This is a genomic window from Flagellimonas olearia, assembly GCF_009184425.1.
In the GTDB taxonomy this organism is placed as follows: Bacteria; Bacteroidota; Bacteroidia; order Flavobacteriales; family Flavobacteriaceae; genus Flagellimonas; species Flagellimonas olearia.
The window spans coordinates 869,937-893,142 of record NZ_WELG01000002.1; the positions used below are offsets into that span (position 1 = coordinate 869,937).

18 protein-coding genes are annotated in these 23,206 nt (G+C 43.3%); 3 read left to right on the forward strand and 15 right to left on the reverse strand.

All coding sequences use genetic code 11. From position 1 onward, the window contains the following. Nucleotides 1–53: 53 nt before the first annotated feature. Both F8C76_RS13320 and F8C76_RS13325 read right to left on the reverse strand, forming a co-directional pair. Nucleotides 54–2,351 carry an inorganic phosphate transporter gene (locus F8C76_RS13320; RefSeq protein ID WP_129655004.1) on the reverse strand — a complete coding sequence of 766 codons (2,298 nt, stop codon included), beginning with the start codon at nucleotides 2,349–2,351 and terminating at the stop codon, nucleotides 54–56. A gap of 76 nt (nucleotides 2,352–2,427) precedes the next feature. Continuing rightward, complete coding sequence (locus F8C76_RS13325) at nucleotides 2,428–3,642, reverse strand: porin (protein WP_152132212.1); 1,215 nt, start codon at nucleotides 3,640–3,642, stop codon at nucleotides 2,428–2,430. 326 nt (nucleotides 3,643–3,968) lie between these two features. Between F8C76_RS13325 and dgt the strand changes: the two genes are divergently transcribed. Beyond that, nucleotides 3,969–5,327, forward strand: a complete 1,359-nt coding sequence (dgt, locus tag F8C76_RS13330) for a dGTP triphosphohydrolase (RefSeq protein ID WP_152132213.1) — start codon at nucleotides 3,969–3,971, stop codon at nucleotides 5,325–5,327. On the opposite strand, the gene F8C76_RS13335 is transcribed toward dgt, so the two are convergent. After that, on the reverse strand, nucleotides 5,324–6,382 hold the full coding sequence (locus F8C76_RS13335) for a DUF3078 domain-containing protein (RefSeq protein WP_152132214.1): 1,059 nt from the start codon (nucleotides 6,380–6,382) through the stop codon (nucleotides 5,324–5,326). The genes dgt and F8C76_RS13335 overlap by 4 nt on opposite strands. Further along, nucleotides 6,373–8,151: a 1-deoxy-D-xylulose-5-phosphate synthase gene (gene dxs, locus F8C76_RS13340; protein ID WP_152132215.1), complete on the reverse strand. Its 1,779-nt coding sequence runs from the start codon at nucleotides 8,149–8,151 to the stop codon at nucleotides 6,373–6,375. The genes F8C76_RS13335 and dxs overlap by 10 nt, the downstream gene beginning before the upstream one ends. Nucleotides 8,152–8,235: 84 nt before the next feature. Here dxs and F8C76_RS13345 point away from each other — a divergent pair, with 84 nt between their 5' ends. Beyond that, nucleotides 8,236–8,685 (forward strand): nucleoside deaminase, encoded by a 450-nt coding sequence (locus F8C76_RS13345; RefSeq protein WP_129655014.1) that lies wholly within the window; start codon nucleotides 8,236–8,238, stop codon nucleotides 8,683–8,685. Between the two features lie 54 nt (nucleotides 8,686–8,739). On the opposite strand, the gene F8C76_RS13350 is transcribed toward F8C76_RS13345, so the two are convergent. From F8C76_RS13350 to aspS, 5 genes are all read right to left on the reverse strand, one after another. Continuing rightward, a complete protein-coding gene (locus tag F8C76_RS13350; RefSeq protein WP_116216857.1) occupies nucleotides 8,740–8,934 on the reverse strand; it encodes a cold-shock protein in 195 nt (64 codons plus the stop codon). An 81-nt stretch (nucleotides 8,935–9,015) separates the two neighbouring features. Next, nucleotides 9,016–9,279, reverse strand: coding sequence for a hypothetical protein (locus F8C76_RS13355; RefSeq protein WP_152132216.1), 264 nt, complete (start codon nucleotides 9,277–9,279; stop codon nucleotides 9,016–9,018). After that, a complete protein-coding gene (locus F8C76_RS13360) occupies nucleotides 9,276–11,060 on the reverse strand; it encodes a chloride channel protein (RefSeq protein ID WP_152132217.1) in 1,785 nt (594 codons plus the stop codon). Before F8C76_RS13360 ends, F8C76_RS13355 begins: the two co-directional genes overlap by 4 nt. A 116-nt stretch (nucleotides 11,061–11,176) precedes the next feature. Continuing rightward, complete coding sequence (locus F8C76_RS13365; protein ID WP_152132218.1) at nucleotides 11,177–12,754, reverse strand: hypothetical protein; 1,578 nt, start codon at nucleotides 12,752–12,754, stop codon at nucleotides 11,177–11,179. Between the two features lie 38 nt (nucleotides 12,755–12,792). Next, a complete protein-coding gene (gene aspS / locus F8C76_RS13370) occupies nucleotides 12,793–14,544 on the reverse strand; it encodes an aspartate--tRNA ligase (protein WP_152132219.1) in 1,752 nt (583 codons plus the stop codon). A gap of 334 nt (nucleotides 14,545–14,878) precedes the next feature. Here aspS and F8C76_RS13375 point away from each other — a divergent pair, with 334 nt between their 5' ends. Next, nucleotides 14,879–15,229, forward strand: coding sequence for a toxin-antitoxin system YwqK family antitoxin (locus F8C76_RS13375; protein WP_152132220.1), 351 nt, complete (start codon nucleotides 14,879–14,881; stop codon nucleotides 15,227–15,229). 55 nt (nucleotides 15,230–15,284) lie between these two features. Here the strand turns inward: F8C76_RS13375 and F8C76_RS13380 are convergent, their stop codons facing one another. The 6 genes from F8C76_RS13380 to F8C76_RS13405 all read right to left on the reverse strand — a co-directional run bounded on the left by F8C76_RS13380 (nucleotide 15,285) and on the right by F8C76_RS13405 (nucleotide 23,138). Next, complete coding sequence (locus tag F8C76_RS13380) at nucleotides 15,285–18,794, reverse strand: efflux RND transporter permease subunit (RefSeq protein WP_152132221.1); 3,510 nt, start codon at nucleotides 18,792–18,794, stop codon at nucleotides 15,285–15,287. 10 nt (nucleotides 18,795–18,804) lie between these two features. Further along, a complete protein-coding gene (locus F8C76_RS13385; protein WP_129655026.1) occupies nucleotides 18,805–19,980 on the reverse strand; it encodes an efflux RND transporter periplasmic adaptor subunit in 1,176 nt (391 codons plus the stop codon). Nucleotides 19,981–20,003: 23 nt separating this feature from the next. Next, nucleotides 20,004–21,335 (reverse strand): TolC family protein, encoded by a 1,332-nt coding sequence (locus tag F8C76_RS13390; protein WP_152132222.1) that lies wholly within the window; start codon nucleotides 21,333–21,335, stop codon nucleotides 20,004–20,006. After that, nucleotides 21,336–21,941: a TetR/AcrR family transcriptional regulator gene (locus F8C76_RS13395; protein ID WP_116217626.1), complete on the reverse strand. Its 606-nt coding sequence runs from the start codon at nucleotides 21,939–21,941 to the stop codon at nucleotides 21,336–21,338. It abuts the gene before it with no gap. Between the two features lie 220 nt (nucleotides 21,942–22,161). After that, entirely contained in the window at nucleotides 22,162–22,590 is a 429-nt protein-coding gene (locus F8C76_RS13400) for a hypothetical protein (RefSeq protein ID WP_129655030.1), read from the reverse strand. A gap of 2 nt (nucleotides 22,591–22,592) precedes the next feature. After that, nucleotides 22,593–23,138, reverse strand: coding sequence for an RNA polymerase sigma factor (locus F8C76_RS13405; RefSeq protein ID WP_152132223.1), 546 nt, complete (start codon nucleotides 23,136–23,138; stop codon nucleotides 22,593–22,595). Nucleotides 23,139–23,206 lie beyond the last annotated feature (68 nt).

Sequence of the window (23,206 nt, forward strand, 5' to 3'; positions counted from 1 at the left end):
TTGTACCTATTATTTATAGGTACAAGATAGTACTTTATGTATGATAAAGTTGCTTACTGTTCCTGTTCGATCTTGGCAGGAGGAACGGAACTGTCGTACTCTTGATAGTACTGCTCCAAAAGATCCATCATGGCGGTCATTAAGTCCCGGGTCTCCAACAATAGGGAGAAATACAAAGTTGTATTTTTTGGACTGGACTCCTCAGTTCGGGTCCTTGAGACCTGACGATCAATCTTTTGCAATACCAGATCATACAGCTCTTGCTTGGAATTTAGGATGGCATCGATTTTATCAAAGGATTTCTTTTCGAAGGTTTCTTGGGTCCTGTCAAAAATCTCCTGTAGTTTCTGGTCGATTTCCTTGAGCTCCTTTATCTGGTTGTACTTCAATTTTTTATGGTTGTTGTACACATGGTTAAAGCTTACTTTTCCTATGTACTCTAGGGATTGCGACATATCGGTCAAGTGTCCCATGGCGTTGATGTAAAAGTTACTGGCACCAATGTGGGCTTCCTCCAAATTCTTGATAAAGTAGAAAGTATGTTCCCGTAGGTCCTCAATCTCTGAAGAAAGTTTGTTGCTCTGTTTTTTGTTCTTCTTTAGGAAGTTCAAATCTTGTTTGGCTAACCCATTGATGGAGTTGGAGTAAATCCTATTGCTACGCTTAACGGCGTTGGCAATGTTGGCGGCACTTTCATCTATCACACCTTGAATAGAGCTGCTTTCGGCTCGTCTCAATCGGTCTTCCACCTTGATTTCCTTTGTTTTCTTGTTGTAGGAGATGTAGTTCCTTACCAAAAGAAGTACAGCTGCAAACAAAAGAATGGCAATGGCGGCACCCTTACCAAAGCTGATGAGTGTTAGAATGGTCCCAGCGGCAATGAACGCTATAATGGCGGTACTGAACCATCCGGCAATAACATTGAGAACCCCTGCTACCCTGTATACGGCACTTTCGGCACCCCAAGCCCTATCGGCCAATGAGGTTCCCATGGCTACCATAAAAGTCACATAGGTAGTAGAAAGGGGAAGTTTATAGGAAGTGGCCACTGAAATCAGGATACCTGCCACCATCAAGTTAACCGATGCCCTGATCATATCAAAAGCGGGTAGGTGCAACACTTTATCCTTGGATAGATTGATTACGGGTTTTTTGAATCTTTTGTCGATGGCGCCCTGCACTGAAGGAGGAACTATGGAAGTTATCCATTCAGATACGGCAATGGAGTACCGTACAAGGCTTCTGGATAAATAGTTGGGCTGAAACCGTTCCTTGGCCTCACCTTCACGCGAAAGGTTGATTTCCGTATCGGCAACATAACGCGCTTTTTTGGACCACCAAAGGGTGGCCACCATGATCATCCCGGAAATAAACAAAAGCAGCGTAGGAGTTTCTACTTTTGTGGCAAGGATTTCCATGCTAAATTCGGAGGCCGGGGTTCCAGAAACCACCCAAGCTTCATAAGATTGCCAAGCGGCAATAGGCACACCAATGAAATTGACAAGGTCATTTCCAGCGAAGGCCAATGCCAATGCGAAAGTTCCAACACCAATGATCAATTTATAGATGTTGGTATTGGCAAACATGATGAGCACGTAAGAAATAACGGCCCAAATCATAAAGTTTACCACTACCACCCCGTACACTTGGGTCTCTAAAAAATCTTTAATGGTCATACCATTTATAAAACCATAGGTTTGGTCGGCAAAGGGAGTTCCCTTGATCCCTTTTATCAAGATAAAATAGGTAATCGCGGAAAGTGCTATACCTCCAAAAATAGCTCCGGTCCATTTTGGTTTTTTCTGAAAATCATAGGATAACAAAAGTCTGGAAACCCATTGCACAAAGGCTCCAATGGAAAATGCAATGACCACGGAAGATAGGATGCCTACAATAATTTCGATGGCCTTATCCGTGTTGATATAGTTGATGACATCCGTGAAATTCCCATTTTGCGCCCCGATTTTGATCAAGGCCATGGCAACCGCCGCTCCCAAAAGGTTGAAGACTATGGATACGGTTGTGGAAGTGGGCATGCCCAGCGTGTTGAAAAAGTCAAGAAGGAGAATATCGGTGATCATCACAGCCATAAAAATGAACATGATTTCATCAAAATAGAATTGACCGGGGTTAAAAATACCCTTTCGGGCCACCTCCATAAGACCGCTGGAAAAAATAGCGCCACAAGCAATACCTATACTGGCCACGATCATAATGGTCCTAAAGGATATTGCCTTGGAACCAATGGCCGAATTAAGAAAGTTTACCGCATCATTGCTGACACCAACTACAAGGTCGGCTATGGCCAAGGCCGCCAAGGCGACCATTATTAAAAAGTAAATACTATCCATACAATAATTAAAAGTCCAAAAAATTTTTCAAATATCTAGAGAATGCCCTATGATTAAGTTATGTTAAGGTTATCTTTTACAGGTGAACATCCAACTGTAACCGGAACATTAACTCATCAGTTCCTTGATCAACAGTTAGATAGCTAAGGTCGGTTTGCAGTTTTAGTTTATGTCCTACAATATATTTTGAAAGTCCCAGAGTATACTGTTTCTCAGGAGCTTTTCCCGTAATATTCTCATCCAATTTTATGCTGGTAAACCTAGCGGATAGTTCCCAATCCTTTTTAAGGAGATATCCCGTTTGAAGGTTCAATCCGTTTCCTATTTGTACAATGTCGCCCGTTTCAGTACCATCCAAATTTTTGGCGATAGGGTCATCGGCATCACGGTTGGCATATTCCCCCATTAGTGAGAATCCCTTGTACTTAAACATGAAATCCATAAAAAAGGTGGAAATATCCGTTTCATAAAAGCCGGTATCGGTGAACATATAGTTACCCATGTTGCTCCGGGTCTTTACGGCGTTCTTGTTGAGGTCATATGTGCTGCCTATCATTAATTTAGGGGTTTCTTCCCGTGCCAGATCGGCTCCTTTATAATCACCTTTGGACTGGAATTTTCCAAAGGGAAGGAATTCCAAGCGCGAGGTATACTGATGCCCTCCCAGATTGCCTACGGTAACGTTTCTTCCTTCTCCCTGGGAGAAAGCGAACTTCTCCCTGATCAGAGCTTGTTTTCCCAATTTAAAATGATGCCTTAGTTGGAAGCCCATATCCCGATCAATGTTGAACTTGGCATTGAGCAAGGAGCGATCTACCTGTTGGAGGTCTCCGGATGAGATAACCCGTTCTATGTTCCCAGGAAGTTTGGTCTGGCCAAACCACAGTTCAAAATTCTCATAAAAGTTCCATTTCACAACGGCATCAAAGATATATCTGGGCGTGTTTCCCGTAAATTGGGAACCTCCTGAAATATCGCGGTTGGAGAGCCCCAATTCAATTTTATATCGAAGTTTTGGCGTGTATACAAACCCATCAAATTTTAATCTGGCCCTACGTACCAGGAAATTCTGTTCTGGGTTTTGTAACCCATCGGTTTCACTATTTTCCCAATTGGCAATGGCCAGAAGTTGCATTCTTGCCCCAACTTTGGAGCTCCATGTACTGTCCTTGCCAACAATGTTCAATAACCCTTTACCAAAAGTTGACGGACTTGAATCTTGTGAGTGGGAAAAATGGGTGCATAAGAAAACAAAGAAAGACCCTGCTAGGGCTAACTTTTTGATATTCATTACAGTACTAGTTTTTGTCGCTGCAAAGAACAGCACCTAATGTTAAGTTAATGTTTTCTGTATGTTATATTAAGGATAGGAGATAAATAAAAAAGGCTACCTTATTGAAAAGGTAGCCCTAGGATTTCGAAGAATAGTCGACAAAAACTAATATCCGTAACGAAAACCTTAGCTGTAATGCTGTATTCTGACAAAAATGCCCCAATGGGATGTCTTTAGTGTAATGTAAAAATTAAGGAATCATTAAACTTTTGTGAGTCTGAAGGACAATACGGGACAAGGTTTTTCTTGGAACGTACCCAAGGTTCAGCGTATATTGCACCTATATGAACTGGGAACAATTACTCTCACTACGACGCCATGGCGATACCCACAAACGATTGCGAAAAGAGCAAAACGAGACCCGTTTAGGGTTTGAAGTGGATTACGACCGCATTATTTTCTCCTCGGCATTCCGAAGTCTTCAGGACAAGACCCAAGTGGTTCCCATGCCCATCAGTGTAGGTTCCAACAAAGACTTTGTGCATACGAGGCTTACCCACAGTTTGGAAGTTTCTGTGGTGGGGAGAAGCTTGGGACGAATAGCGGGACAGAAAATCTTGGCCAAATATCCTTTTCTGTCGGAAGTGCACGGGTATCATTTTAATGATTTTGGTGCTATTGTTGCGGCGGCGGCCTTGGCCCATGATATAGGAAATCCTCCTTTTGGACATAGTGGGGAAAAGGCCATTGGAAATTATTTTGCACAGGGAAATGGGAAGAAATACAAGGAGGTTCTTTCTGATGTGGAATACCAAGACCTTATAGATTTTGAAGGGAATGCCAATGGATTCAAACTGTTGACCGAGTCCAGGGACGGTGTTCCGGGCGGGTTACGACTCAGTTATGCTACATTGGGGGCTTTTATGAAGTATCCCAAAGCCTCGTTGCCCAAAAAACCTTCCAGGCATATAGCGGACAAGAAGTTTGGCTTTTTCCAATCCGAAAAGGATTTTTTCATGGAAGTGGTGAACGAAATTGGACTTGTTCCCAATCCCCATAATCCGGAAATGGGCTATTACCGTCACCCTTTGACCTATTTGGTAGAGGCGGCGGATGACATCTGCTATACCATCATCGATTTTGAGGATGGTATCAATTTGGGGTTGATTTCAGAGGAATATGCGTTGGAATATTTGATCAAGTTGGTAAAAGACAACATCAACACCAAAAAATATGCAGCCATGACCAATTCCAGTGACCGATTGAGTTATTTAAGGGCTCTCGCCATAAACACCTTGATCAGCGATGCCGTTGAAGTCTTTGTGAACAATGAGGAGACCATTTTAAAGGGAGATTTTGGATCTGCACTTTTGGACAAGGGAAAGTACAAAGCCCAGATAGACGATATCCTAAAGCTGAGTGTTGAAAAAATCTACCAATCTGCCCATGTAATTGATAAGGAATTGGCGGGATATCGAATTATTGCAGACCTGTTGGACATGTACACTACGGCCTTGATCAGAAAAAAAGAAGATTGTGCCAACAATTATGATGGATTGTTGATCAAGAGCTTGCCTGAAAATTACAGAAACACGGATGCCTCTGTGTACAAAATCTTGTTGGACACCAGCTGTTTTGTGGCCAGTCTATCGGATAGTGCGGCGGTGCATATCCATGATAAGTTGACCGGCCGAAAAATTTAGAAGGCATATCTAAGGCCCACCCCTAAAATCTGCTTAAACTGTATTTTGGATATCCCCGGATCGGTTATCGTGCCATCTTCAGCTACCACTTCATCAAATTTAATATCGTCATCAAAAATCACATGGGTACCAATCATGGCGTTCATATATTCATTGACTTTTAGGTTGAAGGTCATTTCCCAATCCACATCCACGTTACCAAAACTTCTTACATAATCCGTATATAGGTTGATGCGATGGTTCATCAATACATTTTTAAGGATTTCCTTTTCCCATGTATTGGTAATAAGGAAACCAAGTTCCAGAAACACATTTTCTCCCTCATCCACACCAAATGCTCCTTGACTGGATAAAGTTTCATCCAATACAAAGGTTGACTTAAGGGTAGCGGGAGAAATATAAAGGTTGAATTTTTCATTTTGGGGAATATAGGAGGTACCAATACCGACAAAAAGATAACCGGGCGCCATGAATCTTGAAATGGGGGTTTCCCGGTCTGGATATTTAAAACCGTTGGAAAACTGGGTGTTAAAATTCGCTTTTACCGAGTAATACCAGTTGGTTATGGTATCCTTTCTAAAACCTATGGTGGAGGATAATCGTATCTGATCGTCCGTTTTTCGCAGTTTTCTCCCTTCTTGGGCGTTGAGACCGTATCGTAGTTTTGCCTCATTTTTCCAGTTCAGGTACCGGAACTTGTAATTTCGTTCAAAGTCGGCACTGGCCAAGGCGGATACTGAATTGTCACCCCCAGCGTTCCAATTCACAAAGGAAACCTCATTGATATTAAGCCCAAATGCATTCTTTTTATCCCAAAATGAATGGGGCACAAAGCGTTTGTACCATCTTTTAAGGGGCTTTACCCGATTAAGCACCGTTCTTGGATCGGTCAGTTTTGCACTACGGGTAAGATACTTCAGTTTGACATCCTTTATCCGGACCACCCGAAAGCCGGTCTCGGTACTGTCGGGTTCAAAAACTTTTAAGCGATTGATCTGGGCATTGGCGGAAAAGGAGACGACTAGGAAGAGAAGTAAACAACAGATTATTCGCATTGGTCTAAGGTTGATTGTATAAAAGAATGAATGGTTTCAAAATCTATGCCAGCCAGTTTATGCGTCTCTGAAATTGTTCCATGACCAACAAACTTATCTGGAATGCCAAAAATTGTAACGGGTTTTACATAGTGTTCTGCATTGGCGAACTCCAAAACCGCAGAACCAAAACCACCTATCTCGCAGCCATCTTCGAGTGTAATGATGTGGTCATACGTGTTGAAGACTGTATCTAACAGTTTTTTGTCCAAGGGTTTTATAAAACGCATATCGTAATGACCAATGGCATCCGTTTGGTCAAGTGTTGGTAATAAACGGGAAATTTCATTTCCAATATGGCCCACGGTAAGGATGGCGATTTTTGACCCTTCCTTGAGGCAACGCCCTGTTCCCAATGGGATGGACTCCAATTCATTTTTCCAGTCAATGGTCACGCCTTGGCCCCGGGGGTATCGAATGGCTATGGGGCCATCCATGCCCAATTGGGCCGTGTACATGATGTTCCTGAGTTCCATTTCGTTCATGGGGGCAAATAGAGTAAGATTGGGAATGCATCTTAAATAGGCAATATCAAAAACACCATGGTGTGTAGGACCATCTTGGCCTACTAGTCCTGCTCTATCCAAGCAAAAAATAACAGGGAGATTTTGGAGGGCCACGTCATGGATGACCTGATCATAGGCACGCTGCAAAAAGGTGGAATAGATGTTGCAAAATGGGATAAGCCCTTGTGTGGCCATTCCTGCGGCCAAGGTTACTGCATGTTGTTCTGCAATGCCCACGTCAAATGCACGATCGGGCATTTGCTCCATCATGTATTTTAGAGAACTTCCTGTGGGCATAGCAGGAGTGATGCCTACTATATTCTTATTTTTTTGGGCCAACTCCACCAAGGTATGTCCAAACACGTCTTGGTATTTTGGGGGTTGGGCCTCTTGGGATTTCTTGAGGCGTTCCCCGGTAACCTTATCAAATTTTCCGGGGGCATGGTAGACCACCTGGTCCTCTTCCGCCTTTTTAAGCCCTTTTCCTTTGGTGGTAATGATATGAAGGAGTTTGGGGCCATCCACTTGCTTTAAACGCTGCAACTCTTCCACAAGTCCTTTTACATCGTGCCCATCCACTGGACCGGAATAATCAAGATTCAGACATTCAAAAATGTTTTCATCCTTGGCCGTGCCGGCTTTTACGTTGGTGAGGTATTTTTTTAGGGCGCCTACACTGGGATCTATTCCTATGGCATTGTCATTTAGGATGATAAGGGCATTTACGTCCGTAACTCCAAGATGGTTCAACCCCTCAAAGGCCATACCGCTGGCTATGGAAGCATCACCTACCACAGCAATGTGCTGTTTGAAGTTTTCCCCATGGAGTTTGGAGGCCATGGCCATACCCAAAATGGCCGATATCGCAGTGGAACTATGCCCCGTGCCAAAATCATCATACTTACTTTCACTTCGCTTGGGAAAGCCGCTTATACCTCCAAGTTGCCTGTTGGTTTCAAAAATCTCCTTTCTTCCGGTCAGAATTTTGTGGCCATAGGCCTGATGGCCCACATCCCATATAAGTTTATCGTTGGGCGTGTCAAAAACATAATGGAGGGCTATGGTCAGTTCCACAACTCCCAAGCTGGCACCCAAATGACCTTCTTTTGTGGAGACAATATCAATAATAAATTCCCGAAGCTCTTGGGCGAGTTTGGGAAGTTTATCCAAAGGCAGTTTTTTAAGGTCTGCCGGGGAATTGATATGTGTTAAAAGCTTTTCCAACGAATAAAAAACAAAAGTACCTATAATAGGTAAAATTTTTTTATGCTTAGCTTAGCCTTTTGATGAAAAGTTTCAATAAAAATTGTGGAGAACCCGTTTGACGACACCTATTTTATGAAAAAAGCCCTACAGGAAGCCGAAATGGCCTACGAAATGGGTGAAGTTCCCGTTGGGGCCATCGTGGTGGTGGACAACCGAATCATTGGCCGTGCCCACAACCTTACGGAGCGATTGAAGGATGTAACGGCCCATGCCGAGATGCAAGCCATAACGGCGGCATCAAATTTTCTTGGCGGTAAGTATCTGCATGGGTGTACGCTCTATGTGACCTTGGAACCGTGCCAAATGTGTGCCGGTGCACTGTATTGGAGCCAAGTTTCAAAGATTGTCTATGGCGCAGCGGATTTGGAACGAGGATTCAATGTCATGGGAGGCCATCTGCATCCCAAAACGGAAGTGGTCAGCGGGATTATGGAAAACGAGGCTTCGGAATTACTGAAACGCTTTTTCATCCAACGAAGAAACCTCAACTAAAGTAAAAGCCCCGGCATGGGCCAGGGCTTCGAAATTTTTCAAAATAAAATATAATTATCCGATTACTTGCACTTGTGCAGCAACCCTTCCTTTTCTTCCTTCTTCTTCTTGGTATTCTACTTTGTCGCCTTCGTTCAATTCCACCCCGTTCAATGCTGTAACATGAACAAAGATGTCCTTTCCTGTGTCGTCGTTGGTAATGAACCCATAACCTTTGGATCCATTAAAAAATTTTACTGTACCGGTCATTAAAAAAAAATAAATGTTAAAGCACGAATGTAGGATATTTTACGTCTAATCAGGTAAAATAACCATTAAATCTTGGGAAGATTATTCTTTTCCAGTGTTTTTGCGCTCTTGATTCTGCATTTTTTTTATGTTGTCCTTGGTGAGCATGTAGTCTTTCATGTTCTTTCCCTTGCTTTCTTTGAACAGGAAAAGGGGCATGGCCACCAAAAATAGGCCTATGGTTCCCAAACCGATATATCTGTGCGCAGAAGAAGGTTGCTCCTCTTCAATGGAAAAGCCAAATATGATAGAGGAAATGGAAGCCAGAACGATAAGGACAATGATATATTTGAGCTTGATTTTCATTGGGTGTAATTGATGAGTTTTCGCCGATAGGCCGTCAATAATTTCGATTTTGAAATGAAACCTTCGTATTTGCCATCCTTGATAACGGGCAGGTTCCAAGCCCCACTGTCCTGGAATTTCTTCATGACCTGTTTCATGGTATCTTTTCCATAAAAGATATGCTCGGGCGGGGCGTGCATCAAATTCTTTACATGAACGGTTTCGTAGAGGTCACGGTCAAACATAAACTGGCGGATATCATCCAACACAATGATGCCCATTAATTTTTTTTCATCATCCAACACGGGAAAAATGTTCCTTTTGGATTTGGAAACGGATTCGTGCAGCATGTCCCCCAAGGACATTTCAGGGTGTACCGATTTGAAATTTTTCTCAATCACATCGTCCATTTCCATAAGCCCCAATACCATTTGGTCCTTATTGTGGGATAGTACGGCGCCAATTTTTGCCAGTTCCTTGGTGTAAATGGTATAGTCCAACGCATTTTTGGTAGTGAGATAGGAGATGGAGGCAGTGATCATCAAGGGAACAAAGAGTTCGTAACCTCCGGTGATTTCAGCAATCAAGAAAATGGCGGTCAAAGGCGCATGGATTACCCCGGCAATCAGACCAGCCATGCCTATTAGGGTAAAGTTGCTTTCCGATACCGAAAACCCAAGGCCCAGATGGTTGATGATCTTGGCCACCACATTGCCCAACGCACTTCCCATGACCATGGTAGGAATAAAGATTCCACCGGCACCACCAGCGGCAAAGGTGGTGGTCATGGCTATGGCCTTAAAAATGGTAATGCCGAACAAAAGGGCAATCACTACCCAAATGTTGTCCGTATAGGCATCGAACGGGGTTTTTCCCAAAGCCTTTAAATGGTCCCCATCCAATAAATTGTTGATGAAACCAAAACCTTCCCCGTAGAGTGGAGGGATGGCATAAAGCATGATTCCAATGGCAATACCGCCCACCAAAAGTTTGTACTTGGGACTTTTGAACCGTTTGAAAAAGGTGAGTATGGAAAAGTACATCTTGGTAAAATATATCGAGGCGAAGGCGGTACCCACGCCCAACAACACATAAAATGGGGTGTCCTTCAATTCAAATCCTTCGGTAAGGGAAAAACTAAAAAGCACTTCGTTTCCCAAAAAGAAATAGGAAGTGAGCACCCCTGCTATGGAGGCCAACAACAAGGGAAGCATGGACATCATGGTCAAATCCAAGGTAAATACCTCTACGGCAAAGATGATGGCGGCAATAGGGGACTGGAAAATGGATGAAATGGCCCCTGCCGAAGCACAGGCAACCAATAACGATCGTGTCTTGGCATCAATATGAAACAGGCGACTAAGGTTGGAACTTATGGCCGAACCTGACTTGACCGCCGGTCCCAAAAGTCCCACGGAACCCCCAAACCCTACCGTAAGTGGTGCCGTGATCAATGGGGTATAAATATCTTTTGTTGATAAGAGTCCCCCTTTTTTGGAAAGCGAAAAAATAATGGACGACACCGCATGCTGAATCGGCTTTTTGTGTACAAACTTTACGTAGAGATACACAAACGTCAACCCAATGGTGGGTAGGATAAAGTAGAGTTGATTTTCTGAAAAAACGATTCCCATTTTAAGCAGGGACTCGATAAAATAGGTGAAGTTTTTTAAGGTAACGGCCACCAACCCCGCCAAAAAACCCACCACCAGACTCATGAGGTGCACAAAGGTTTTGTTGGAGATATTTTTATACCTCCATTTTAAAAACTTCGTGAATATTTTTTTTGATCGGTTGGACATGCTGAAATTATTGCATAGTGTTGAAAGTGTTTTTCCTTTGGTATAAAATGAAACAGTAAAAACGTTCTCTACGGGTTTAAAACAACAACTCTAAAAGGTACAAAGTGTATAGCAAATCAATATGAAGGATCTATGAAAGATTCACGATTGTCCATACTTGGCCAAACTGTGATATGTTCAACCTTTTCAGAATGTTCATAATATCTTAAATTATCCTTTTTAGCAATGTTTAAATAATCTTCAAAAGACCCAATATTGGAATAACTGGAAATTCTAGTGGACTTGATTTCGTAAGTTAGTCCCGCAAGTTCTTCCATCCCACTAAAATTAGGAATTTCTGGTAGGGTTAACTCTTCACTATTACTTGCATCAAAATTAAATACCCAGTTAGAATTTTGGTTTATGGACTTTAAATGGACTTTCCCTGAATGGTAGTCAGGAAGAGGTATAAAATCAATTAAAAGTTTATTGTCTACGAGAGTGGTTACGAGAGTGGTTCCTAAAGGATTGTAATCTTCTAGGGGCAATCCTTCACCCATATACCTGTAACCGTTCAAATTTGAACCATATAAGTCTACATAGGTATGTCTATAATACGTGAAATTATCAATATATGGAATCCGAATGCTGTTCTGGGATACTATTTGACCCACATTGAATCTTGCATTATGGGGTTTATCTGCTTCAAAATCAGCATAACTTTCAAAGCCGTAAATATCAATCACCGAGTTTTCCGTGTAAGGAAAATTGCCAACCGTGACATGTTCTGAAGTGAAGTCATCCAACTCCAATAGTAATGGACTTGAAATTGTATCTCTTTTTATTTTGGTATAGAAATGTTCGCCATCCACACTCCCCCCTGCAGCCTTTAAAAAAATATGTGCGGGAGGATCAAAACGATCAAGGAGGTCTAAAGTTCCAGTTGGATCATCAGGAGAGAAAAATATATAGCTATACCCTAAACCTTCAAGTTCGGGGAAACCGGTAGCGGCATAGTTGACCTCAATTGTTTCATAATTAAATCTGCCTTGGTTGGTCAAAAGAAAATTATTGGTTTCAGCTACTTTTAAATGGGGAATCGATTCCAAGTCAATCGGTCCATTGGTGTTTTTTGTGATGATGGTCAAAACAAATTCCTCGCTGGCGTCAAAATCAAAGGGAGCGAGCAGTTTTAGTTCAGCGTTTTCTGTTAGTATTATGCTATCCAGAACAACTCCATCATTCCTAGATGCAAATGCAAAGGCTTCTTCAATAGGGTTACGAAAATAATTTTCTTCAAGTGATAACTTGACCAGAACTCTCTTGATTATAAACCTAACATTTACTGATGTACTGTTCTTGGCATCATCAGATGCCACAAAGCGAATTGTTTTTTCGCCGGGGGCAAAAAGATTGGGGTCGAGTTCAAAAGTGTAATCAGTACTACTGCTATAAATCAACACACCATCCAAGAACGCTTCTAAAAGGAGGTTATCACCTGAATTATCAGCCAATGAAAGAGTCAATTCTTGGGGTTCGCTTAAGGTTTCATTTTCAACTATGCCGCTAACCGTTAAAGTAGGCGCAATACTATCTTCAACTGTTGTTTCGGGAGGCGTGCTATTTTCTGAATCACCATTGACTGAACAAGAGGCTAACAAGATAATTATGCTTAATGCCAGTAATGGTCTTGGAAAGAGGTTTTTAAAAGCCATATTTTGAAGATACTTATAAAAATCCTTTTTCGAACATTTTAAGACCTGTCCAATTTCAAATGTAACTCTTTAAGTTGCTCATCATCAATGGTCGCCGGGGCATCGATCATAACATCCCTACCGCTATTGTTTTTAGGGAAAGCGATAAAGTCGCGAATGGTCTCCTGTCCACCCAAAATAGCCACTAATCGGTCCAAACCAAAGGCAATACCACCGTGGGGAGGGGCACCATATTGAAAGGCGTCCATTAAAAACCCGAATTGGGCCTTGGCCTCTTCAGGAGTAAACCCTAGATGTTTGAACATGGTTGCCTGTACTTGTTTATCATGGATACGGATGGATCCACCACCAATTTCATTGCCATTCAACACTAAATCATAAGCATTGGCCTTGACAGCCCCCGGGTCGGTATCCAACAATTCCAATTGACCAGGTTTTGGTGAGGTGAAGGGGTGGTGCATGGCATGATAGGTGCCGGTTTCCTCGTCCAATTCCAACAAGGGGAAATCCACAACCCATAATGGGGCAAACTCATCGGGTTTTCGTAGACCGAGCCTTTCGGCCAGCTCCATTCTAAGGGCGCTGAGTTGTGCACGGGTTTCATTGGTGTTCCCGGAGAGGACACAAATAAGGTCGCCCGGTTTTGCGCCAGTGACATCGGCCCATTGGGCCAAATCATCTTGGTCATAAAACTTGTCTACGGATGATTTGTAGGAACCATCCTCATTGCATTTTACATAGACCATGCCCTTGGCCCCTACTTGGGGGCGTTTTACCCAATCAATAAGGGCGTCTATTTCTTTTCGGGTATACTCCGCAGCTCCGGGGACAGCGATTCCCACAACCAATTCGGCAGAGTTAAAGACGTTAAAGTCCTTGTGCTGGGCCACAGTATTGAGTTCCCCGAACTGCATTCCAAAGCGGATATCGGGTTTGTCATTGCCATAAAGGCGCATGGCATCGTCAAAGGTCATTCGAGGAAATTCATCGATTTCAACTCCCTTGATTTCCTTGAGCAAATGCTTGGTAAGGCCTTCAAAGGTATTCAGGATGTCCTCCTGTTCCACAAAGGCCATTTCGCAATCTATTTGGGTGAATTCGGGTTGCCTATCTGCCCGTAGATCTTCATCCCTAAAACATTTTACAATCTGAAAATATTTGTCCAATCCACCGACCATCAACAATTGCTTGAAGGTCTGTGGGGATTGGGGCAGGGCATAGAACTGCCCTTCGTTCATTCGGCTAGGAACCAAAAAGTCGCGTGCCCCTTCAGGGGTGGACTTGATCAAATAGGGGGTTTCCACATCGATAAATCCTTGTTCCGAAAGGTATTTTCGGACCTCCATGCTCACTTTATGCCTAAAAATAAGCTTGTTCTTTACCGGATTCCTTCGGATATCCAGGTAACGGTATTTCATTCGGATATCCTCTCCGCCATCCGTTTCATCCTCAATGGTAAAGGGGGGTAGGAGGGATTTGTTCAGGATGGTAAGCTCCTTGACCAACACCTCAATTTCCCCTGTTGGGATATTTGGGTTTTTTGAGGCCCGTTCAATGACTTCTCCCTTGGCCTGAATCACGGTTTCACGACCCAACTCCTTGGCTTTTTCAAGAAGTTCGACGGGTGTGCGCTCTTCATCAAACACCAATTGCGTAATGCCGTAGCGATCACGAAGGTCTACCCAAACTACAAAACCCTTGTCACGGAGCTTGTGTGCCCAACCACTTAGAACTACTTCCGAACCGATATCTGATGCCCTTAATGCACCGCAGGTATTACTTCTGTACATGATGTTTGTTATGAGACGGCAAATTTAATAGGAATGGCAAAATTTATTGCTAGATATATGGATTTTCTCCTTGATGATGGTACAGGATTTTTAAAAAAGAACGTATTGGTCCCTATTCAGTTATAGGCTAGATCAAGGTTTTGATTCAAAATGGGTGCTTTTTTATCGATAAAAGGAGTAGAATGCATTTTTATCAAAAAGTTAACGTATTGAATTTCAGTTTAATATAGTTTTAATGTAAATTTATTGTTACGTAAATCTTTATTTAATGTAAAATTTAAATAAATTTATAGCGTTAGTACAAGTAGTTCAAGATTTTAAATCCCAATGTATTATGAAGAAAGCAATATTTTTTATGGCGTTGATGTTTTCGGTTTATATGTATCCGCAAGATACCCAACCGACTTTTGAGAAAGTGGGAAAAATGGTAAAAGCAACATATTTTCATGAAAACGGAGAAATGGCCCAAACCGGCTATTATCTGAACGGAAAATTACACGGTCAATGGTTGATGTACAATATGGAAGGAAAGAAAATAGCTTCCGGTACGTACATGAATGGGGAAAGAACTGGTAAATGGTTCTTTTGGGAAGGCGATTTGTTGAAAGAAGTAGATTTCAGTGACAACAGGATTGCCAGTGTGAAAAACTGGAACCAATCTGAAATCGTTTCGATTGACAAGTAATGTAAAAGATTTAATTAAAAAGCCCCTGCCTATGGCAGGGGCTTTTTTTATGACCTTAGGCGGCCACATCCAACTGTTCCTTTTTCTTTTTCTCTCTTCTTATTTTGTTTTTCTGTATCCGTAACTTGAGTCGGTACACCAAGGTGAACAGGATGGGAACCACGATCAGGGTCAAGAAGGTGGCCACAAATAGACCATAGATCACGGTCCAGGCCAAAGGTCCCCAAAAGATTACGTTGTCCCCGCCAAAGTAAATGTGTGGGTTAAACTCACTCATCAAGGTAAAGAAGTTGATGTTGAACCCTGTTGCCAATGGAATCAACCCCAAAATGGTGGTGATGGCCGTAAGCAGTACAGGGCGCAACCTTGCCTTACCTCCTTTGACCACGGCTTCCTTAAAGTCTTCTGGGTCCAAAAGGTCTTCCTCATCCAAATCGAGGGCCACCTTCTTCCTATCGATCAAGAGTTGGGTATAGTCCAAAAGTACCACACCGTTGTTCACCACGATTCCCGCCAATGAAATGATACCCATCATGGTCATCATGATCACAAAGGCACTTCCTGTGGCCACAATACCCCCAAATACCCCGATTAAGCTCAAGAAAATGGCAAGCATGATGATACCAGGTTTGGAAACCGAGTTGAACTGGAAGATCAAAATGAAGAAAATCAAGCCAAGACCGGTAAAGAAAGCGCCCATCAAAAAGGCCATTTGCTTGTTCTGCTCCTCAATCTGACCAGTATAGTCAACCTTGATATCCGAAGGCAAGCCTTCAAAATCGTTCATTTCTTCCTGTATCTTGCCTACAATCGCTCCAGCATCCGTGAAACCAGGGGCCAAGGCAGAGTATACGGTAACCACACGTCTGGTATCCCGGTGCTTGATGGCACTAAAACCAGTACTGTTCACCTGTTTGGCAACCGCTGATACGGGCACCTCTTTTATCTGGCCGGATGAAGGATCCCTAAACGTAATGCGCTGGTTAAAAATGGCGCTGGTGTTATATCGGTTTTCCTCATTGAAACGAACATAAATGTCGTAATCCTCTCCATCTTCCTTATAGATTCCAGCTTTGGCACCAAAAATGGAGTTACGGAGCTGTTGTCCCACTTGTCCTGTGGCGACACCCAGTTCACCGGCCTTTTTTCGATCTACGGCAACCAACATGGAAGGCTTGGACTTGTTCACATCGATTTTGAGTTCATCAATACCAGGAATGTTCCTTGAGTTGATAAAGTTTCGCATCTGCTCTGCGGCAACGATCAATTCGGAGTAATCCTCTCCTTCCAGTTCTATATTGATGGGATATCCTGCTGGTGGACCAACGGCATCTTTCTCCACGGAAATGGCTACTCCGGGATATACATCTTTCAAGGCCTCTTGGACTTTTCGTAAAAGTTCATTACTGTCGGCTCCTTCACGAAACTTATATTCCCGCATGGTAGCGGTAATTTTTCCACGGTGTGGCATTTCGGCCGCGGAACCCCCATCGGTTTGTGGATTTCCTGCACCTTCGCCCACTTGGGAGACCCCACTTTCCACCAAGAAATTGTAATCGCCATGGTTATAGGTATCCGCATTGACAATATCAAATACCCTTTGCTCTATGTCCTTGGTGATGGCATTGGTCTTTTGGATATCTGTTCCTTCAGGATATTCAATGTATACAATGATCTGGTTAGGGGTATTGTCTGGGAAGAATTCCACTTTGGTTCGTTGGCTTCCCACTGAGGCTCCAAATCCCATAAAGGCTATAAGTAGGAGTACAAAAGTACCTATGGCTATAAAAATGGGCTTTCTTCCTGCCAATGTATAACGTAAGGTCCGTTCATAAAACCGTTCCCATCGTGGTAATATCTTGTTCTGGAACCCATTGGCCCAATTTCTCAAGAAAAGCCTGTAGATCCATAGCATAATGGCGGTCAATACCATTAAGGATCCCAAAGCTCTATACGTACCTCCAAACAGAATGATTAAAAGTCCGATCACGGATATGATAGATGTGATACGGATAATCTGCTTTAGCGGCATACTCTTGTCCTCCGTGGTCATGTATCGCGACACCAGTACGGAGTTGAAGAAGATGGCCACAAAGAGCGAGGACCCCAAAACTACCGACAAGGTCACTGGGAAATAGATCATAAATTGTCCCATAACTCCCGGCCATAGTCCAAGAGGGACGAAGGCTGCTACGGTGGTCAATGTGGAAATGATAATGGGAAATGCAATTTCTCCAATCCCTTTTTTGGCCGCTTCAATTCGGGACATGCCCTCTTCGTCCATAAGGCGATATACATTTTCCACTACCACAATACCGTTGTCCACCAACATTCCCAATCCCATGATCAACCCAAAGAGGATCATGGTGTTCATGGTATACCCCAAGGTGTTCAATATCATCAGGGACATGAACATGGACATGGGTATGGCAAAACCAACGAACAAGGCATTTTTGAAGCCCAAGAAGAACATCAGAACGGTCACCACCAAGATGATACCGAAGATGATGTTGTTCACCAAATCATCTACCTGACCTATGGTCTTGGAAGATTGATCATTGGCAATGGTCACCTTTAAATCCTGTGGAAACACATTTTTGACGGCATCGTCCACAATCACTTGGATTTGCTCAGCTGCGGCCACCATGTTCTTTCCGGCACGTTTTTTAACGTCCAACATCACCACGGGAGCACCATATTCACGTGCATAGGTGGTCTTGTCCTCTTCCTTAAAACTTACCTTGGCAATATCCTTCAGATAAATGGGATTGCCATTTTCAGACTTTACCACAAAATTTTCCAGTTCATTGGGTCGGTCTATCTCACCCACAATACGGATGGTCCTACGCTGTCCACTGGTAATGAGGTTGCCCGCCGAAGTGGTCATGTTCTCATTGCTTATGGTATTGATGATGTCGTTGAAGCTCACCTTGGCGGCCATCATTTTATAGATATCCACGGCAACTTCCACTTCCTTTTCCTGGGCACCGCGAATGTCCACTTGCTTTATTTCAAGCAGCCCTTCGATTTCGTCTTCCAGATATTCCCCATATTCCTTGAGTTTGTCCACCGGATAGTCCCCGGAAATGTTGATGTTGAGAATCGGAATCTCTTCGGACATGCTCAAATCGAACACATTGGGTTCTACCTTGGCACCGTTGAACGTGGGCCAATCTTCCCCTGCAGTCTTTGAATCCACCTCGTCCTTTACTTTCTGTAGGGCACCTTCAACGGAAATGTTCTCATCAAACTCCACAATGATCATGGAGTAATCTTCCTGGGAGGTGGAGGTGATTTCCACAACGTTGCTCACGGTCTTCAACTCATCCTCAATAGGGTCGGTGATGAGTTTTTCAATGTCCTCCGCGGTATTTCCGGGATAGAGGGAACTGATATAGATCTTGGTTTCCTTGATTTCCGGGAAACTTTCTCTAGGCATGCTAAAATAGGCCGATGCTCCCAGAAAAAGGATAACGGCTATCAGCACATACATGGTCGTTTTATTGTCGATAGCCCATGAGGACAGCCTAAATTCCTTATCTACGCTTTTCTTTTGCTTGCTCATAATTAGCTGGCTATATGTTGTTCTTGATTTTTACTTTTTGCCCTTCTTTTACGCTACGGGCCCCTTCATCTATGATACCATCACCGCTATTGATACCGGAAAGTACCTCTACATAATCCCCTTGGGTCTTGCCGGTTTCAATGACCACTTTTTTGGCCACAGGGTCGGACGATATGGAATCAGCATCCACCAAGAACACATATTGCTCCCCATTGGCGTTTTCTGATACAATGCTTTGTGGGATAAGAATGGCATTCTCATTGGTGTAATCGTTGATCATCACTTTGGCGGTCAAGTTGGGCTTCACCTTCCCATCATGGCTTGGTACAGGGATTTCAGCAGTGAAAGACCTGTTGCTGGGGTTGATAAAGTTTCCGGTCTGACGAATTTTGGTGATGACGCTATCTCCCAATACAGGGAAATATACGCGAACATCCTTTCCAGGGGTAACATTGGGCAGGTGACTTTCAGGTACCTCCACCTTAATGTACATGTTGGAAAGGTTTACGATTCGGAACACCTCAGAACCTGGTCCGGGACTTACCACGGTACCCTGATCTTTGATCACATCGTCAATGATACCGGCAAAAGGCGCACGGATAGTGGATTTTCCCACTTGGCTTTCCAATTGCTTTACGGCACTTTGTTGTGCTTCGTAAGTGGTTTTGGCCTGTAGATATTGGATTTCGGAACCAATGTTTTGCTCCCAAAGTCTTTTCTGACGCTCAAAAGTTGTCCTGCTAAGTTCTGCCTGCGTCTTTGCCTGCGCCAATTGGCTGGAAAGCCCACCATCGTCAATGGAAGCCAATACTTGGCCTTTGGCCACTTTTTGTCCTTCCTTGACATAAACACGGTAAAGTGTCCCGGCCATTTCAGGATAGATCAGGACATTCTGCTTGGTGGTTACATCACCTTGCAGTTCCAGATAATGGTCAAATTTCTCTGGTTTCACATCAATGGTGGTCACCAAGGGCAGTTTGGCGTTATCGTCCAATTGTGCAATGGCAGAATCCAAGGTCTTCAGCTCCATCTCCAAAGCCTTGTGCTGCTGGGAAATTTCCGTATGCTTGGCTCTGATAGCTTCTAGATTGTTGGTTTCAATGACACTCTCCACAGAGTTTTTGCCACTACTCCCACAAGAAGCCAAAGTTGCTGCTGTAAGTGCTATATATATTGCTTTTTTCATGATGGTACGGTTTTCTCTTTTGTTTATTGATTAAAAATGGTTTCCAGTTCGGTTTTCTTGTTGATCACGTCCACCATGGACTGCAAGTATTCCTGTTGACTGGTATAAAGTTGGGTCTGTGCCTGCCGAAGCTCAAAGCTGGTGGCCAAACCTTCGGAATATTTAATTTGGTTTTTGTTTTCAATACGTTCGGCCAGTTCCAAGTTTTGCTTGGAGGTGCCGTATTCCTCAATGGCAAGGATGTAATTGCTTTTGGCATTTTCCAATTGAAGCCAGATTTGTTCCTCGGCCTCGGTCAATTGGGTCTTGGCCTTCTCCAAGGCAATTTTGGCCCGTTGTGTAGAGGCACTTCTTCCCAAAGAACTGAAAATGGGAATGTTGAGATCCACACCCAAGATGGAGGATTCAAACCATGGTTGCCCGCTGCTTAAAAAATTGAATCGATCGCTAAATGAATTTCCCCCGTAGCTCACAAAAGCATTTAGTGTGGGCAACGCCCTGCTCTTGGCCAATTTCAGCTCAAAGTAACGTTGTTCGTTGAGGTTTGTGGCCAGTTTGTAATCCACGTTGTTCTCTATGTTGAATTCGGAGTCCAATAGGCCCAAGTCAATTTGTTGCTGGGTAAGATCATCCAGGTTCTCGGTCAAGACGGTTTGGGTCTCAATGGGCAATCCCAAGACCAGGTTCAACATCTGGAGCGTGATGACCTCCAGACGCTTCGCGTTTTTCAACTGATTGTCTACGGATGAGAGGGTAATCTGCAATTGATCTACGCTTTCCTCATCGCCAAGACCGTTTTCGTACACCCGTTTGGTCTCGTACAGGTTTTTCTCCAAAGTAGCCTTGTTGTTCTCGGAGATGAGGACACTTTCCTTGGCCAAAAGCACATTGCCATAGGCTTCCACCACGGCCTTTCTTACGTCCAAATCCGTTTTCTCCTTGTTGTTTTGACTATAGTCCAAAAAGGTTTTCGTGGCCTGTACACCTACAATATAAGATCCATCAAAAATCTGTTGTTTTAATGTGGCCGAAGCCGACATGGATTGGGGTTGGCCAAAGACCACTTCCTGATAAGTACCCGGTTCACCGCCAAAAAACTCGGCAGGAATCTGGGATACAGGCTGTATCAATTGATTTTGATAGCTAACCGCCCCTGAAATCTGGGGAAGGCCGCTGGCAATCGTCTCCCATTTCTGTTTTTGGGCATCGTCCAGGTCCCTAGTGGCGTTCAATGAACTATAATTATGTTCCAAGGCATATTGGATGGCCCCCTCCAGATTGAATCTGGGAATGGTATCCTGTGCTGACGAAAGCCATGGGAGCACTAGTAGTAAACTGATTAAGGTTGTTCGCATTTATTCTTGGTTTGAATTGATGATTGAGTTTAATATTTTTCGTCCTTTTGGGGTGACGATGCCCCTTAAATGGTATTCCAGATATTGGTCCAAGACATCGGGCTTGGAAAAAATCTGGGAAGGAAAAAGGTTTTCATCCTTTAAGCTCATGACCCCTGAAAAATAGATTCTGGATACAAATTCCACATTGAGGTTGCTCCTGTAGATTTCCATTTCCATTCCCCGTTTTACATTCTCCAGGACACAGCCGTGCATGGACTCGTATTGCTTTTCCTTTAGGGACCCATGTATCTTGGGGTAATATTTTTGCAGTTGGTATAAGGGAGACGTTTTCTCGTTCTTTAAATTCACCATGACAAACTTTTTGATCTCATAGAGTTCTTCAATGGGGTTCTTTTGCAGACAAACAATGTTATCTATGCCACAGGTTATAAAGTCGCACATGGTCATTGTGGTCTCTTCCACCAGTTCGCTTTTGTTCCTGAAATGGGAATAAATGGTCTTTTTGGATATCCCCATTTCATTGGCCAAATCGTCCATGGTCACACTCTTAAACCCCAGGTTTATGAAAAGTTCCGTCGCCTTCTGTATAATCTTTTCCCTCATAATGGGGGCAAAAGTAATCATGGAAACTTTAAAAACAAAAAAAGTTTCCAAGGTTTTACGTTTTTTTAACGAGTGCTTAATGGCTGATCTTTAGTGGGACCAACCTACTATGTGTTGACGAAATAGGGAGTCTCTTTTGGACTGGGTTGGGGATTTAGATCGTAAAGTCCAGAAAAAGGATTTGTACTGACGTTTGTAACGCTCTTGGATAACGTTCTTTTTACTCGGTATCATGATTTTCGTTTTTGATTCGTTCCACGTAGGCTTTAAAGGCGGTTTCTCCTTCCTCTTTCCAGAATTGGTCATAGTGTTTCCATTCATCAAAATCGCGTCTGAGCGAACCACATCTTTTTTTGGAGAAGCCATGTTTTTTCTTGTGATGGGATTTTTTGCCTCCTTTGTCATCACCAAAGCCAAAACCAAAAATGAGTTTGGCCAAGACAAAGATGCCCAGGGCTTGCCAGTAGGTTACGGTGGGCAGTCCAAATATGTCCGGCATCAACCAGTTCCATAACCACATCAACACATAATTGGCCAATAGGAGAAAAAGGATGCCCAAAATGACCATTGCAATCACTTTCAATACTTTTTTCACATAGTACTCCACTTTACTTTCCACTGCTTTTTCAATATTTTCTTTATGTTCCATGACTATATACTTTTAGATTCTTTACTATTTTCCAAATTGTTCAATAATACGGACATGGCTCGGTGTCTTCGGGACATAAGCGTCCCGGTTGGGATGCCGGTCCTTTCCGCAATTTCTTTATAGGTGAAACCTTCAAAGTCAATGGCGATGATGATATCCCGGTAAGCGGGTTTCAACGCTGCTACGGCTTTTTTCAACTCCTCTTCCAATGCAGGGGAATAGGAATTGTCCGCATCGCCATAAAAAGCTTCTGCAAAATCCTGCCATTGCCTATCAATTTCCTCCGCAGGGTATTTATGCTCTTTTCTTCCGCGCATGATATCAATGATCCTATTGCGAATGGCACTGTACACAAACCCCCCAATGTTGTTGATGGGGTTAAGGTCATCGGCCCGCGAATAAATCCGAAGCGCCACATCCTGGACAATGTCCTCCGCATCCCGTTCCGAAGTATTTCGGATTTTGGACTGCACATACATTCGCAATGAGTGGTATTCCTCATTGAAAAAAGTGGTCAGGTTGTTGCGGTTCTCTGTTTTGGCGGCCATTTAAAAAAACGGATTGCTTACTTTATCTGTTAGGACGAAGCTTTTCAAATCTATTGCATTTTTGGGGC

Bases quoted from the DNA above. Each gene is read 5' to 3' on its own strand.
- F8C76_RS13320 (WP_129655004.1), bottom strand. From the start codon at position 2,351: ATGGATAGTATTTACTTTTTAATAATGGTCGCCTTGGCGGCCTTGGCC.
- F8C76_RS13325 (WP_152132212.1), bottom strand. From the start codon at position 3,642: ATGAATATCAAAAAGTTAGCCCTAGCAGGGTCTTTCTTTGTTTTCTTA.
- dgt (WP_152132213.1), top strand. From the start codon at position 3,969: ATGAACTGGGAACAATTACTCTCACTACGACGCCATGGCGATACCCAC.
- F8C76_RS13335 (WP_152132214.1), bottom strand. From the start codon at position 6,382: ATGCGAATAATCTGTTGTTTACTTCTCTTCCTAGTCGTCTCCTTTTCC.
- F8C76_RS13350 (WP_116216857.1), bottom strand. From the start codon at position 8,934: ATGACCGGTACAGTAAAATTTTTTAATGGATCCAAAGGTTATGGGTTC.
- F8C76_RS13355 (WP_152132216.1), bottom strand. From the start codon at position 9,279: ATGAAAATCAAGCTCAAATATATCATTGTCCTTATCGTTCTGGCTTCC.
- F8C76_RS13360 (WP_152132217.1), bottom strand. From the start codon at position 11,060: ATGTCCAACCGATCAAAAAAAATATTCACGAAGTTTTTAAAATGGAGG.
- F8C76_RS13365 (WP_152132218.1), bottom strand. From the start codon at position 12,754: ATGGCTTTTAAAAACCTCTTTCCAAGACCATTACTGGCATTAAGCATA.
- aspS (WP_152132219.1), bottom strand. From the start codon at position 14,544: ATGTACAGAAGTAATACCTGCGGTGCATTAAGGGCATCAGATATCGGT.
- F8C76_RS13375 (WP_152132220.1), top strand. From the start codon at position 14,879: ATGAAGAAAGCAATATTTTTTATGGCGTTGATGTTTTCGGTTTATATG.
- F8C76_RS13380 (WP_152132221.1), bottom strand. From the start codon at position 18,794: ATGAGCAAGCAAAAGAAAAGCGTAGATAAGGAATTTAGGCTGTCCTCA.
- F8C76_RS13385 (WP_129655026.1), bottom strand. From the start codon at position 19,980: ATGAAAAAAGCAATATATATAGCACTTACAGCAGCAACTTTGGCTTCT.
- F8C76_RS13390 (WP_152132222.1), bottom strand. From the start codon at position 21,335: ATGCGAACAACCTTAATCAGTTTACTACTAGTGCTCCCATGGCTTTCG.
- F8C76_RS13395 (WP_116217626.1), bottom strand. From the start codon at position 21,941: ATGAGGGAAAAGATTATACAGAAGGCGACGGAACTTTTCATAAACCTG.
- F8C76_RS13400 (WP_129655030.1), bottom strand. From the start codon at position 22,590: ATGGAACATAAAGAAAATATTGAAAAAGCAGTGGAAAGTAAAGTGGAG.
- F8C76_RS13405 (WP_152132223.1), bottom strand. From the start codon at position 23,138: ATGGCCGCCAAAACAGAGAACCGCAACAACCTGACCACTTTTTTCAAT.